Below are 15,397 nucleotides of genomic sequence, written 5' to 3'. Positions count from 1 at the left end.
AAAACAACCTGTTTTACCTATTTAAATAATTTGCGTACTATAGCCCCATTGAAAGAATTTAGCTGATTGAATTGCTGAGAATTTGGAGAAAGACATGTTAGATCAAAATATTAAAACTCAATTAAAAGCTTACTTAGAACGTTTAGAAAGTCCAATCGAGTTGGTGGCTGCTTTAGATGAATCCGATAAAGCTGCAAAAATCAAAGAACTCGTGACCGAAATTGCTGAACTTTCTGATCAAGTTACGGCGCGTTTTGACGGTTCAAACGCTCGCCGTCCTAGTTTCGGTGTGGCTAAAGCAGGTGAGCAACCTCGTGTGTTCTTCGCTGGTCTACCAATGGGACATGAGTTCACCTCTTTGATCTTGGCATTGTTACAAGTTTCAGGTTATGCACCGAAGGTATCTGATGAGGTTTTAAACCAGATTAAAGGCTTGAACTTAAAATCAAACTTTGATGTGTTTGTTTCGTTGAGTTGTCACAACTGTCCAGATGTGGTTCAGGCTTTGAACCTGATTGCGATCTATAACCCAAATGCAACTGCGACCATGATTGATGGTGGTTTCTTCCAAGAAGAAGTTGAAGAACGCAAAATCTTAGCAGTCCCAATGTTGTTCCAAGACAATCAACATATTGGTCAGGGTCGTATGACTTTGGAAGAAATCATCGCGAAGTTAGATAGTAACTCAGCGGAAAAAGATGCAGCACTTCTCAATGCGAAAGATGCTTTTGATGTATTGGTGATTGGTGGTGGTCCTGCAGGTGGTACAGCAGCGATCTATGCAGCGCGTAAAGGGATCAAAACTGGGATTGTGGCTGAACGTTTTGGTGGTCAAGTCATGGATACCATGGATATTGAAAACTTTACTACGATTCAAAAAACAGTTGGTCCTAAGTTTGCTCAAGACATGGAAGCCCATGTCCGTGAATACGGTGTGGACATCATGAACTTGCAACGTGTCAGCAAGATCACAGGTGCAGATCAAACAGCCAATGGTTTGGTTGAAGTTGAACTAGAAAATGGTGCTAAGCTTGAGTCTAAGACCATCATTCTTTCAACTGGTGCTCGTTGGAGAGAAATGAATGTTCCAGGTGAAGCTGAATACCGTACACGTGGTGTTGCGTACTGCCCACACTGTGATGGTCCATTATTTAAAGGTAAACGAGTTGCAGTGATTGGTGGAGGTAACTCGGGTGTAGAAGCTGCGATTGATTTAGCAGGGATTGTTGAGCATGTGACTTTGGTTGAGTTTGATACCAAACTTCGTGCTGACCAAGTCTTACAGGATAAGTTGAATAGCTTGCCAAATACCACAGTTATTACCAATGCATTAAGTACTGAAGTGGTTGGTGATGGTTCACAAGTGACAGCATTGAAGTATAAAGATCGTGCGACTGATGTAGAAAACACAGTAGAACTTGCGGGAATCTTTGTACAAATTGGTTTATTGCCAAATACGGATTTCCTAAAGAACAGTGCAGTCGAACTCAGCAATCGTGGTGAGATTATGATTAACGATCGTAATGAAACCAATGTACAGGGTGTATTTGCTGCAGGTGACTGTACGACAGTACCATACAAGCAAATCATCATCGCAACAGGCGAAGGTGCGAAAGCAGCATTATCTGCCTTTGATTACATGATTCGTTCTACGAATTAATTAGAACTAGTAATAAAAAAGCCCAAAGTTAACTTTGGGCTTTTTGTTTAGTTTTGCGGTTTATATAAACCGTGTTCCACAAGATGTTGTCGTAAAATTCGTCTTAATTCCAAGACTGCTTCGGGAGTTTGTTGAATTGAATGACCACCTGTAATAATTTTTTCAGAAACAGCTCCATCTAGGTGAGCACTTTTATAGGGAACTATTCCATCTGTCATGACGTTAGGGTCTTGGCTCTTTGTGATATTTCCCATGATGGAATGAAACAGTAGACCTTTCTGTGGAGGAATATCAGCCGTTAACTCCATAAATTTGGATTTTTTACTTAGATCACTTGGACCATTCTGAATAACATCATTAGTAAGTGTTTTTACAAAATCTTTAAGCTCAACATCATTACTTGTTAAAGTATCTGCCAGTGTTGTGAGAAATGTGGTCGGTAGTTTAATGATTTTTCGTGCTGCGAGAGTAAACCAACGATCAGCGTAATCTGTACCTTTATGCGGTGCTGCAAGAAAAATCGCACGATCAAAATTAGATATAGGTTGCATTTTTAGTCGCTCACCAATTACGGGATGCTTGCGTAAACGAGTTTGCTGACGACTACTCATCATCACTAATGCTTCTTTTGATATATCAGCATTGCTCACTAAAAGACGACTGATAATACCACCCATACTATGTCCAATGAGAACAGCATCTTTTGCTGCAGCATCTTGCAAATTCACCGAGCCAAATGCTTGTTTAAGTAGAGCATATATTTGAAAACGACTTTCTAAGATTGGCATATTGGTTGAATAAAAAACTTGCCAAACTTGATAATGTTCACGAAGTACAGGATCACCCATAATATCGTTTGTTACCGCAATCCATGCTTCAGGACTACTCGCTAAACCATGAACCAATACGATTACTTTTTTATTAGGATTGTAAGGTTCCAGCATATATAGATGCGGCATGGTTAGGTGTTGATCACGATCAATTAAAGTTAAGTAAGCTGCTGCTCCTAAATTATTTTCAGACAACCATAAACCATATGGTGCAGAGAAATTTGCAGCCAATGAATAAGGTTTTCCAGCGATATTAACTTTTTCAACGCTATATGGATCATAAACTTTAATCTCAAATTCTGGGCTATTTAACACTTCATCTGCTGTTGCAGCGGCGCGTTTAGGTTGAGCAATAATAGTCGCAGCTAAATAACGAGCTTTATGAATATTCGGATTTGTACCTCTAGGGTAGTTGTAGTTGAGAGGGTCTAAAATATATTTATTCTCAAACTTATTGGCATTGTCAGCAGGGAATACTGCTACAAAATCAGAACCAAAACCATCGCGTCGGTTAATTGCTCTTAATCCTGAGAAGTTCATGTTATAGCTAGAGACAAATTTTTCTAGCTTCATATTCTGTAAACGTTGATAAGCTTGGATATCAATCGTATACGTACTTTTCCCAATTTTAATAGTCGGTGTGAGGTCTTTGGATGGATTTCTTAGACTAAGAATATTGACCAGTTGAGTTAATGCTTGGTTGTAAAAGTCACGAATTTGTACTTGGCGGTTATCAAAAAGTCGTTCTTGTGGTGCGCGACTGGTTTTAAATAGATAAGCATAGCTATAGCGAATACTTTTATCTAAAGCTTCTAATTGTTGATCTAAGCACTGCTCATAATTTTTCTGAATATTCTTTTGTTCTTCCTCAGATTTGTGTTTGCTTAGTTTACTTATTTTGCATTCTGATGAGTCCGCTAGAGCTTTGGATTTCGCTAGAAATAATTCACTGCTAGTCGATAAGAGCTGTTCATCTAAGATTTGAGGAATCTTATGTAAATCCGCAATGCACTCATCAGCAGATTGCATGCAATACTTTGCTTCTTTACCTGACATCGATAAAACATTGAGACTTGCTTCGCTGAGTCTTTTTTGAGTCAGGATACTATTTCTCTCATTAGCAATTGTGACATCAATGGCTTGCTGTTTTAGACTTACAACTTGGCAACCACTCATGACGACTGTACTGAGTAGCGTTATTGCAAATAGGCGATGTGAAGAATTAAATGCACGCATTAGGGTTTCAGTAAATTGAGAGCAGGATTACCGCTATAATACGAAAAAAGGATGCATTTTCAATCAACATAAAAAAATAGACCGTATAAAACGGCCTATTTTTACAAAAAAGAGAGTAATTTAGTTAAGAACTTGCCACATGTTCCAACGTTTTCCTGATTCAACTTCTTGAATCAAACGGTCAACTACTTCTGCTTCATCAGGATAATTAATTTTGTAATTTTTGAGCGTTTGAAGCGCATTTTTCTTCTGTTCAAGCCATAAGAAATTGTTTGCAGCAGAAAGATAAGCCTCTTGCACTCCACCTTTAATCGCTTTATCTAGGTATGGAATCGCTTCACGTTGTCCACCACCTTCTGATAATCCAAAACCGAACCAAAAATTGGTTTCAGGATCGTTAGGGTTAATCTCTAAAATTCGTTGAGCATAAGTTAAAGACTTAGATGTGTAAGCTGTACCCAAGTCAAGGTTGCGAGCCATCACACTGGCTTTAAATGCACGGGTCAAAATATCCATAGATGCATTTGGTTTCTCAGCGAGAGCATCTAGTTTGTGTGTGATTTCTTTTAACTTTACTTCATATCCTTTGCGTTCTTGGCGTTCAGTAAATCGAGGAGGGTAATGGCGTGCTTTTCCTTCAACTAGTTGTAAGAAGTCATCAATTTCCGTTACATCAATTTCATTTTCGCCTGCAAGAACCGCATATTTCATCCGTCTTTCAGAGCTATCAATTGTTGGGACAATCAATTTATTAATATCTAAAGTTGCAGATTTTGTTGGGTCATTTTGCAAAGAAACAACCATCTTTGTCACTGGTTGTGTAGAGGCATCTTTGATGGCAACTTCAAAGCTTGGTGGTGCATCATATTTGATTGGATTTAAAGCATAGAATGGTGGTGTCGGATCTGGTTCTTTGAACACAAATGGTTCAACAATCTTCTCTTTTTTGGTCGGCGCAATACCACATGCGGTTAAAAATGTGGTTGAAATTACAAGTAATGCCAAAGGCTTAAAATTCATGCTTTACATCCATTAATTTTAGTAAAATGAGAAGTAGTTCGTTGGTTTTACCAGTCTAGGAAAAGCAAAACCAACTTGCAATGAAAAGCTTGTTACATTTCTTATAAATTATATTATGTTGTTGATGTTTTGCTTTGTGCTTCACACTCTCTTCTAACTTCTTCAATAATCTTAAGTTCTTCTTTACTCAATGATTGATTTTTACCACCTTGAGGTTTGAATGTTGGGTCAAGCTCAGATAGACGCTGACATAGAATATTCATACGCTTTTCATTTTTCTGCATACGATCTAATAACACGCGTATGCCTTCTAAAATAGGGTCTGATTGATCCTGAGTTGTTGCATAAGGTTGGAAACCGATGCTTTCTGCATAATCGCGACGGTTTGCTTCATCTTGCTCAACTTGATTTTTATCTTTAAAGATATAACGTGCTGGGTTACCTACAGCGGTAACTCCTTCCGGAACTTCTTTGGTCACAACAGCATTTGAACCAACTTTCGCCCCTTTATGGACAGTAAATGGTCCTAATATCTTTGCTCCAGCGCCAACAATAACACCATCTTCTAGAGTTGGGTGACGTTTACCTTTATTCCAAGTAGTACCACCAAGCGTAACACCATGGTATAGGGTGACATCATCACCAATTTCAGCTGTTTCTCCAATCACAACGCCCATGCCGTGATCAATAAAAAAACGTTTTCCAATTTTTGCACCTGGATGGATTTCTATCCCAGTTGCAAATCGACTAAATGACGAGAGCAGGCGAGCTGTACCTTTGTGATCTTTTTTCCAGAGTTCATGTGCTACACGATGCATAATTAATGCATGAATACCAGGATAAGTGGTTAAAACCTCAAGTGTATTTCGAGCCGCAGGGTCACGTGCAAATACAGCTTCAATGTCTTCTTTTAGCTGTTTAATCATGAGAGTGATCCTCCGTCTGTGTTTTTTTCCATGAACCATTGGCTAAAGCTTGTACTCGACTGAAAATACCGCGCAATAAATGATATTCCATACGATCTAATTGTATTCTTCCAAATAAACGACGCAAACGCAAAGGCAATAAACGTGGATTATTTGGATCTAAGAATTCAATTTCAGTTAGCATTTTTTCTAAATGAGGATAGAACTCTTCCATTTGTTTCTGTGTCACCAATGGCTCATCCCATTGCATACTTTGATTTTGCTTTAGCTGCATATGTTCTTGCGGGTCAGTCTGATCAGTGTTTTGCTGATTGAGCTCAAGTGCTGCCATCCTTAATTCATAGCATACCACTTGAATTGCTTGAGCTACATTTAAAACGCCATAACTTGGATTGACTGGAATAGTTAAATGGTAGTTTGCTAATGATAACTCTTCATTGGTCAGACCACGATCTTCGCGACCAAAGACGATTGCAATATTTTGATCTAAATTGGCTGCTTTTAAACTTTCTTGAGCTGCAGGGCGAACATCAAGCAGAGGCCAATGAATAGTACGGCTGCGAGCACTGGTTCCAAACACCAGATGGCAGTCTTCAATTGCTTGTTCCAAAGTATCAACGATTTGTATTTTTTCGATTAAATCTTGGGCGCCAGCGGCTAAAGCATCAATATCAGGATGAGGATAGGTTTTAGGTGCTACCAATGTTAATTTAGACAATCCCATCGTTTTCATGGCACGAAGTGCACTACCGATATTGGCAGGGAGAGTCGTATTTACCATAACAATACGAACATGATCCAATTGTTTGGACACGTCATTTTGGTCAAACAGGTTCATAAATGATCCAATTTTTAAGAATATTGAGAAACTTCGGCTTGATACAGATCTAAAGCATCATCTATAGACATATTTGCAGGTGGAGGAGGAACCACACTTACTTTGGGTGTTTCAATGACTTTTGCTGCTTTGGATTTTACTTGATATTCAATATATATCGCATCTTTGCCAAAGTAGTCACGTAATTTACCAAGCAGTTCATCTAAAGGAGCAACTTTCCACTGAGCACCTAAATGCAACTCAGCTGTCGCAAAACTTTGATCGATAAGAAGCTGTATACCGATATGCTGACACATATCTACATTGCAATATGGTAAGAGAATGTTTTGCATATCTTTTGCTAAAGATTTAGTCATGAGATCGTGTGGCATACGTATTTGAATGGATTGAGCACGTTTTTGACGAATTTCATTCAAACTAAATGCTTTACTTAAACGCGCCATTGGGCGGTCAAAGCCTTCACGCTCATAAATCTCGCCTTCGATCACGACGACTTGTTCTAAGCGCACAATATCATTATATCGTTGAAAACGTTCATGATTGCAACTAACTTCAATTCGTGCAGTACCATCGTCTAAAGTGATCATGATACGGTTTGGAAAGTTTGCTACATCGAGTACCAAACCAGCAAATACGGTGGTTACACCACGACGTGTCGGGGTAACTTCATTCAGTTTTGCAGGAATGAATGCTTTTAATTCTGAACGATAGACATCGATTGGATGTCCTGTTAAGTAAAGTCCAAGTGTATCTTTTTCACCTTTTAAACGAACTTCATCTGACCATGGTTTAACAGGTTTAGCTGGTTTACGCTGAACTTCTTCAACTTCACCAAATAAATCCATAATTCCTGTTTCACGATTGCTTCGTGCTTGTTCCGCAGCTTGAACGGCTTCAGGAAGCTGAGCCATAAGACTAGAACGTTCTATTCCTAAACAGTCGAGTGCACCAGCACGAATAAGCGCTTCGAGTGTACGTTTGTTAATTTTTTTCAGATCAATACGATGGCAAAAATCAAACAAATCTTTATATGGTCCATCTTTAATACGTGAATCGATCACAGACTGCATTGCCTGCTCACCAACACCTTTGATTGCACCTAAACCATAGACGATTGTACGCTCATCAATGGCATGGAAATGATACAAGGACATATTTACAGAAGGGGGAAGAACTTCGAGTTTGTTATTACGACAGTCATCAATTAAGAATACGACACTATCCGTATTCTGCATTTCTGATGACATTACCGCTGCCATAAATTCAGCTGGATAATGCGCCTTTAACCATGCAGTATGGTAAGCAACTAAAGCATAAGCGGCCGCATGTGATTTGTTAAAACCGTAACCCGCGAATTTTTCCATGTAATCGAAGATATGATTCGCTGTTGCTTCATTAATGTCTTTTTCTGCCGCACCTTTAATAAAGATTTGGCGTTGTTTTACCATTTCTTCAGGTTTTTTCTTACCCATTGCACGGCGCAATAAGTCGGCTCCGCCAAGCGTATAGCCAGCGCAGAACTGTGCTGCCTGCATTACTTGTTCTTGATAAACCATAATCCCATAGGTAGGTTCTAAGACACTTTCAAGCAAAGGATGCAAATATTCAAATTCTCCACCGTGCATACGATGGATAAAGTCTGGAATGAGGTCCATCGGACCAGGACGATACAAGGAAACGAAAGCAATAATCTCTTCGAATTTGCTTGGTCTAGCTTCCTTCAACATCTTTTTCATGCCGACGGATTCAAACTGGAAAACCGCAGTCGTATTTGCCTCAGCAAATACGAGATAAGCATCTTTATCATCTAATGGTACATTAGCGATATTTAGTGGGACATCTGATTGAATTCTTTTATTAATATTTTGAACAGCATCTTCAATTACTGTTAAATTTCGCAGTCCTAAGAAGTCGAATTTAACCAAACCTGCTGCTTCAACATCATCTTTATCATATTGAGCTACACGGTTTGTGCCATCAGGATCACAGATAACGGCCGAGTAATCTGTAATTTTTCCAGGTGCGATGACAACACCACCTGCATGTTTACCTGTGTTACGTGTAATGCCTTCTAATTTGAGCGCCATTTCCCAAATTTCAGCAGCATCATCATGATCAGGGTTTGCAGGGTTGGTGACGATATCTTTCAGTTGTGGTTCAAGCTCTATGGCTTGTTTTAAGTCTACACCCAATGGTTTTGTTGGAACCATTTTGGAGATACGGTCAGCTAAACCATAAGATTTACCTAAGACACGTGCCACGTCACGAATTGCACCTTTTGCAGCCATTGTTCCAAAGGTTGCAATCTGTGAAACTGCTTCACGTCCGTAATTTTGTGCAACATATTCAATAACACGGTCACGACCTGCGATACAGAAATCGACATCAAAGTCAGGCATTGAGACACGTTCAGGATTTAGAAAGCGCTCAAATAATAGGTCGTATCGTAAAGGATCAAGGTCAGTAATTTTTAAACTATATGCAACTAATGAACCTGCACCCGAACCACGCCCTGGTCCTACAGGTACACCATTGTTTTTTGCCCATTGGATAAAGTCCATGACGATAAGGAAGTAACCTGGGAATCCCATCTTAAGGATGATATCGACTTCATATTTGATTCGTTCATCATACGGCTTTCGAATATCAGGCCAATCTTCATCGCGTTCATCAATTGGATATAGATGATTTAAACGTTCTTCTAAACCTTCTCGTGATAAATGTTCGAAATAGGTATCAATGGTATAACCATCAGGAATAGGGAAATCAGGCAAGAAATAGGTACCAAGCTGCAAGGCAACGTTGCAACGTTTAGCAATTTGGTAAGTATTTTCAATCGCACTAGGAATGTCAGAGAATAACTCAGACATTTGTTCTGCTGTTTTAAAGTATTGTTCAGGACTATAAGGTTTAGGACGCTTATCATCACCTAATACGTATCCGTCTGCGATACAAACACGCGCTTCATGAGCATAAAAATCGTCTTGCTCGATAAAGTGGATATCGTTATGAGCCACTACACCGATTTGGTACTTAGCAGCAAGTTTTACCGCCTCAACAATAAAATCTTCTTCCCCAACACGATCTGTGCGCGTCAAACTAAGGTAGACACGATTTCCAAATTTACTAATCCAGTCTTCAAGAAGAGGTTCTGCTTTCTGAGGGTTGGAAGAGCAGAGCATTTTGCCTACATCACTGTGTTGCCCCAATAGAATGATTAAATCTTCTGCTTGTTCTAATACCCATTCTTTTTGAACACAAGGAACACTAAGTTGCTGACCTTCGATGAATCCTCTAGACACTATTTCCGTTAAATTTCGCCAACCTGTATTGCTCATCGCAAGTAAAGTTGCACGATGTTCAGCATCATTCAATCGAATAACACTGCCCATAATAGGCTTAATCCCTTTACCTAAGCATGCACCATAGAATTTAACAGCAGCATGTAGGTTCGAAAGATCAGTAATTGCTAAAGCTGGCATTTCTTCAGCAACAGCAGCTTTGACCAAATCAGGTATGCGAACTATCGATTCTGTAATCGAAAACTCTGTGTGAATACCAAGATGAACAAACTGCATAAATCTATCCTAAACGCGATTGAAGAATATTCTAACACGCTCTGTTTAGGACAGTTGTCTAATATTTTTGCAATAGAATGCTGTTCGGAATGATCTAACCAAGAATAAATAAAAAAACGATGCTAATCAGATCAATTGATTAACATCGATTTGGATTTCAGCTTAGCAATTAGTATTGCCAAAAGATTCGCTGAATTTCTTTTGCATCATTAGTTTTTGTCAGTGCTAAAGCAGTCAAAATACGAGCTTTTTGTGGGTTTAGATCATGTCCAGCCACCCAACCGTATTGATCATCAGGTTGTTCTGCATTTCGTAATACAAAACCTTGGCCTACGCGAGATGAACGGACAATTTGAATGCCTTGTTCATCATGTAGTTGCTTCAATGTCGGAACAAGATATTTTGCTACCAAACCATTCCCTGTTCCTGCATGAATAATCGCTTTCGTTCCAGCTTTTGCATAAGCAAGATAAGCTTCTTGTGTCATTGAACCTGAACCATATGCGATTTGAACCAATGGAAGTTGATCACCTTTGATGTTTTCAATATTAAATTCAGAGTTGTTAGTATGACGTTTGATACTATTTCTGAACCAATAAGGTTTGCCCTCAACGATTGTACCTAATGCGCCCCATTGGCTTATAAATGCATTGGTATGAATGTTAATCCCTTTGGTTGCATCACGCGCAGCAAAAATTGAATCATTCATCACAATGAAAACACCTTTATTTTTTGCTTCGCCAGATGCAGCGATTGCAACGGCACTATAAAGGTTGTGTGGGCCATCTGCTGAAAGAGCAGTTGATGGACGCATAAAACCAACAAGAACGATAGGTTTTTCAGTGTGAATAACTAGATTTAGAAAGAATGCCGTTTCTTCTAGCGTATCGGAACCGTGAGTAATCACAACGCCATTTACAGATGGTTTTTTAACTAAATCATTGACTTGGCGGGCAAGGGAGAGTAACTCTTTGTCAGTGATATTTTCAGAAGCGATTTAAAGGGCTTGAATACCACTTACATTTGCTAGATCTTTGATTTGAGGAACAGCATTAATTAAACCATCGACTGGAACTTTGGCTGCGGTATATGTCGCACTGTTCGTTGAACTTGCACCCGCACCAGCAATTGTTCCGCCTGTTGCTACAACTACGACATTGTTTTTCGCATGTAACGCAACTGATGAAGCAATCAGTGTTAAAGCTAATCCAAATGATTTAACCGTTTTAGTAATCATTAATCACAATCCTGTATTTTAATTTTCCATAGATGTGCTATGTCTACACACGATATGACACTGGAATATTATTCAAATTTTTATGGATCAAAATCATTGGCATTATATTTTTTTCGACTACATCTAATTTATGTCGAAACAATGAGAAGTTGGGTTTTAAATTTATAATATTTAATTGCTATTTTAAGGTGTGAAAATCATGAATTTCATAAGGTATTTATGATCAAATGGTCAATTTTTTATTTTTCATATGAGGACTTTATGCTTTAGTCGTATTGTAAGAACCATAATTTTCAATACTTGTGCTATGGCAAAAAGCAAACATTGATATTTTTTAACACATTTATCCATTTCCCATTATTTTATTTTTCATGTGATATTAGGTGGTGAAAAAACTTGTTCTGAATCATTCACCTCAAAGTGCTACGGATATAGTGAGCTTTTAAAAGATGGGTTTATTTCATCTAATTGGTAAATTTAAATTTAAGTTTACTTGGATGTTTTTGACGTTAAAATAGAGACCAATAAAAAATTTATCCATGAGAAATTTATAATGAAATTAAAGAATATTGTTCTTTCAATACTATTAAGTAGCAGTGTCACTATTTCGAGTACTGTTTATGCCGAAGATGTTCCGTTTAGCCAAGAACTCGTAGAGCAGGCAAAATCAGGTAATGCTGAAGCACAAAATAATTTAGGTGATGCTTATTACTACGGAAATGATGTTGATCAAGATTTTGGTAAGGCTTTAGAGTGGTTCAAAAAGTCAGCTGCGAAAGGAAATGCAGATGCACTTTTTTCGGTCGGTTACATGTACGACTATGGTGAGGGAACAGAAGAAGATAATCCAACTGCATTGAAGTGGTACACTCAAGCTGCACAAAAGGGGCAACTTTATGCTCAATACTACCTTGGTTTTCTCTATTTGTATGGAGATGAAGGAGTTGGGGTGAATAGTAAAAAAGGCTTGGAGTGGATGACTAAATCTGCTGATGGAGGATTAGATTTAGCTCAGGCTGAATTAGGTCACTTATATAATGATGGGAGTGATGGAGTCACTCAGGATTTCAAAAAGGCTCTCCATTATTATCAGCTAGCGGTAAAACAAGATGAGCCAACAGCGATCAATAATCTTGGGATTTTCTATCTAGAAGGTAAGGGTGGTATAAAGCAGGATTATAAAGAAGCGCTAAGATTGTTTACCCTTGCTTCTGAGGCAGATAACGGTTTGGGGTCATCAAATATTGCTTATATATATGAAGAAGGCAAAGGCGTCGTAAAAAACTATAAAAAAGCGGCTGAATATTACGAGCTTGCAGTTGATCAGGGTGAGAACGAGTGTTTGTTGGATTTAGCTCGTATCTATGAAAAAGGTGGTTTTGGTCTGAAACAAGATCTAAAAAAATCAAAAGAATACGAAGCTCAGTGGGATGAAACTCAAAGTTCAGAATACTAATAAAAAATCCCCCTTTAGATAGGGGGATTTTTTTAGATGCTTAGCGCATTTTTGCCAAGAAACGGCTTAAACGATTGATTGCTTCACGTAATTCATTTTCAGCTGGTAAAAATACAACACGGAAGTGGTCTGGTGTTGGCCAGTTAAATCCTGTGCCTTGTACTAAAAGTACTTTTTCAGCTTTCAGTAAATCAAGCATGAGCTTTTCATCATCTTCAACTGGATAAATCTCAGGATCAAGTTTAGGGAAACAATACATCGCCCCATCAGGTTTCACACAACTTACACCTGGAATTTCATTTAACATTTCCCATGCAATATTGCGTTGTTCATATAAACGACCACCAGGACGAATCAAGTCATTAATTGATTGATAGCCGCCTAATGCTGTTTGAATCGCATACTGAGCTTGATGGTTTGAACACAAGCGCATTGACGCTAGCATATCTAAACCTTCGATATAATCAGCAGCTCGTGCCTTGTCACCTGTAATCGCCATCCACCCAGCACGATAACCTGCGATTCGGTATGCTTTAGACAAACCATTAAATGAAATACACAATTGATCACCAGCTAATGCTGCTAGAGCAACGTGTTCAATTCCGTCATAAACGATTTTGTCGTAGATTTCATCTGCAAATAAAATGAGATCGTATTTCTTCGCTAAAGCAACGATCTGTTCTAAAACGTGTCTAGGGTAAACAGAACCAGTTGGGTTGTTTGGATTAATTACAACAATACCACGAGTATTTGGTGTAATTTTGCTTTCCATATCTGCGAGATCTGGATACCAATAATTTTCTTCATCACACTTATAGTGGATCGCTGTGCCGCCTGACAGATTTACCGCAGCTGTCCATAAAGGATAGTCTGGCATTGGAACAAGCATTTCATCGCCATCATCTAGCAAACCTTGCATTGCCATTACGATTAATTCTGAAACACCATTACCTACATAGACATCGTTGACATGCATGTCAAAGACGCCTTTTTGCTGATAGTACTGACAAATGGCTTTACGAGCAGGGAAAATCCCCTTTGAGTCTGTATATCCAATTGCATTCGGTAGGTTTAATGCTACGTCATTAATAATTTCTTGTGGTGCTTCAAAACCAAAAGGTGCAGGGTTGCCAATATTTAGCTTAATAATTTTATGCCCTTGCTCCTCCATTTCATTGGCGGCGCGTAATACTGGTCCACGAATGTCATAACATACATGCTCAAGCTTTGAAGACTTTTTGATTTGTCGAGGCATTTGAGCTGAGTGGGGTGTAGCAGTATTTTTAGGCATAGCGGGATTCACTTTTGCATATCGATATAGATAACTTTTAAATGTTTCAACTGTAACCAGATCAAGATCATGTTGATCTCTCAGTAATTCAACAATTTTTTCATGCGTAAAACCAGATTGTTGATACTGTCTGATGGTTGGTAATAGATTTTTAAAAACCACACTTTTTTTCTGTGACATTTTTTGTCCAATACAACCGCGCTGAACAAGAATACCACTATGACTGCTTACTTGAAAGGTGTTTTAAATGAAAATTGCTTACTTGTGTAAAAATATTTTGCTTACTATTTGCTATTTTAATATAAGTGCTTAAATTACGATAAATTACACATTGAAAGACTAGAGTTTTTTTTTTGAATGGCGTAAATATAAAGCATGATCATCAAGATATTTTTTACAACAAAATAATAGGTGCTGGCTATGGGAAAAGTGAATAAAACAGATCGAGAATGGCAAAGAGAGTTGTCACCAGAAGAATATCGTATCACTCGTAAAAAAGGCACAGAACCCGCATTTACAGGTCAATATTGGAATAGCAAACAACATGGCATTTATGTATGTCGTTGCTGTGGTGCTGAGTTGTTTTCTTCAGAAACGAAATACGACAGTGGTTCGGGCTGGCCAAGTTTCTATCGACCGATTGATAATAGTGCAATAGAAGAGCACGAAGACATATCACATGATATGGTCAGAACAGAAATTGTCTGCCATGATTGCGATGCACATTTGGGCCATGTGTTTGAGGATGGTCCACAGCCGACAGGACTGCGTTATTGCGTGAATTCGGCATCATTACAACTTAAAACAGAAGAAAAGAATGACGAGGAAACGTATCCATGAGTAACATTTATCAGTTTGAAGCTGAATTGTTAGAGGGAGAAACAAAGGCGCTCGCTGATTATAAAGGCAAGGTCATGCTGATTGTGAACACCGCAAGTAAATGCGGTTTCACTCCGCAATTTGCAGGACTTGAGAAGCTTTACGAAAAATATAAATCTCAAGGATTAGAAATTTTAGGGTTTCCTTGCAATCAATTTGGAGGGCAAGATCCAGGGACAAATAAGGAAATTGGAAATTTTTGTCAAAGGAACTATGGTGTAACTTTTCCAATGTTTGCAAAGGTTGATGTGAAAGGGCCGGAAGCACACGTTATTTTTAGATTTTTGACACGTGAGGCAAAAGGTATTTTGGGTAGTCAAAATATCAAATGGAACTTCACAAAGTTCTTGGTTGGTCGTAATGGTGAAGTTCTGGGGCGTTATGCACCGACTACTAAACCTGAAGCTTTAGAAGCTGATATTGAGAAAGCTTTGGCGAAAAAGTAA

10 protein-coding genes and 1 pseudogene are annotated in these 15,397 nt (G+C 38.6%); 4 read left to right on the top strand and 7 right to left on the bottom strand.

Annotated features, from left to right (window positions below; genetic code table 11):
- The first annotated feature begins 94 nt into the window (after nucleotides 1-94).
- Nucleotides 95-1,660 (top strand): alkyl hydroperoxide reductase subunit F, encoded by a 1,566-nt coding sequence (gene ahpF / locus R2H34_RS10495; RefSeq protein WP_151730581.1) that lies wholly within the window; start codon nucleotides 95-97, stop codon nucleotides 1,658-1,660.
- 47 nt (nucleotides 1,661-1,707) lie between these two features.
- Here ahpF and R2H34_RS10490 read toward each other — a convergent pair whose 3' ends face one another.
- From R2H34_RS10490 to R2H34_RS10465, 6 genes and pseudogenes are all read right to left on the bottom strand, one after another.
- The gene (locus R2H34_RS10490; protein WP_151730580.1) at nucleotides 1,708-3,726 is read right to left on the bottom strand and encodes an esterase/lipase family protein; all 2,019 of its coding nucleotides are present in this window, start codon (nucleotides 3,724-3,726) and stop codon (nucleotides 1,708-1,710) included.
- A gap of 120 nt (nucleotides 3,727-3,846) precedes the next feature.
- On the bottom strand, nucleotides 3,847-4,746 hold the full coding sequence (locus R2H34_RS10485; protein ID WP_087540892.1) for an ABUW_2363 family tetratricopeptide repeat lipoprotein: 900 nt from the start codon (nucleotides 4,744-4,746) through the stop codon (nucleotides 3,847-3,849).
- Nucleotides 4,747-4,859: 113 nt separating this feature from the next.
- Nucleotides 4,860-5,672: a serine O-acetyltransferase gene (gene cysE / locus R2H34_RS10480; RefSeq protein ID WP_087540890.1), complete on the bottom strand. Its 813-nt coding sequence runs from the start codon at nucleotides 5,670-5,672 to the stop codon at nucleotides 4,860-4,862.
- Entirely contained in the window at nucleotides 5,665-6,510 is an 846-nt protein-coding gene (locus R2H34_RS10475) for an RNA methyltransferase (protein WP_087540889.1), read from the bottom strand. The genes cysE and R2H34_RS10475 overlap by 8 nt, the downstream gene beginning before the upstream one ends.
- A gap of 14 nt (nucleotides 6,511-6,524) precedes the next feature.
- On the bottom strand, nucleotides 6,525-10,088 hold the full coding sequence (gene dnaE / locus R2H34_RS10470; RefSeq protein ID WP_087540887.1) for a DNA polymerase III subunit alpha: 3,564 nt from the start codon (nucleotides 10,086-10,088) through the stop codon (nucleotides 6,525-6,527).
- 169 nt (nucleotides 10,089-10,257) lie between these two features.
- Nucleotides 10,258-11,325, bottom strand: a pseudogene (locus tag R2H34_RS10465) (type II asparaginase).
- A gap of 553 nt (nucleotides 11,326-11,878) precedes the next feature.
- Here R2H34_RS10465 and R2H34_RS10460 point away from each other — a divergent pair.
- Nucleotides 11,879-12,781, top strand: coding sequence for an SEL1-like repeat protein (locus R2H34_RS10460; protein WP_039048233.1), 903 nt, complete (start codon nucleotides 11,879-11,881; stop codon nucleotides 12,779-12,781).
- Nucleotides 12,782-12,821: 40 nt separating this feature from the next.
- Here R2H34_RS10460 and R2H34_RS10455 read toward each other — a convergent pair whose 3' ends face one another.
- Complete coding sequence (locus tag R2H34_RS10455; protein ID WP_075696621.1) at nucleotides 12,822-14,252, bottom strand: pyridoxal phosphate-dependent aminotransferase; 1,431 nt, start codon at nucleotides 14,250-14,252, stop codon at nucleotides 12,822-12,824.
- A 240-nt stretch (nucleotides 14,253-14,492) separates the two neighbouring features.
- Between R2H34_RS10455 and msrB the strand changes: the two genes are divergently transcribed.
- Both msrB and R2H34_RS10445 read left to right on the top strand, forming a co-directional pair.
- A complete protein-coding gene (gene msrB / locus R2H34_RS10450; protein ID WP_039048235.1) occupies nucleotides 14,493-14,912 on the top strand; it encodes a peptide-methionine (R)-S-oxide reductase MsrB in 420 nt (139 codons plus the stop codon).
- Entirely contained in the window at nucleotides 14,909-15,397 is a 489-nt protein-coding gene (locus R2H34_RS10445; protein WP_004954840.1) for a glutathione peroxidase, read from the top strand. The genes msrB and R2H34_RS10445 overlap by 4 nt, the downstream gene beginning before the upstream one ends.

This window comes from Acinetobacter sp. 16 (genome assembly GCF_033439925.1).
Classification (GTDB): domain Bacteria; phylum Pseudomonadota; class Gammaproteobacteria; order Pseudomonadales; family Moraxellaceae; genus Acinetobacter; species Acinetobacter junii.
The sequence above is the reverse complement of the archived record's forward strand: the minus strand, read 5'-3'. Positions and strand labels throughout refer to the sequence as shown.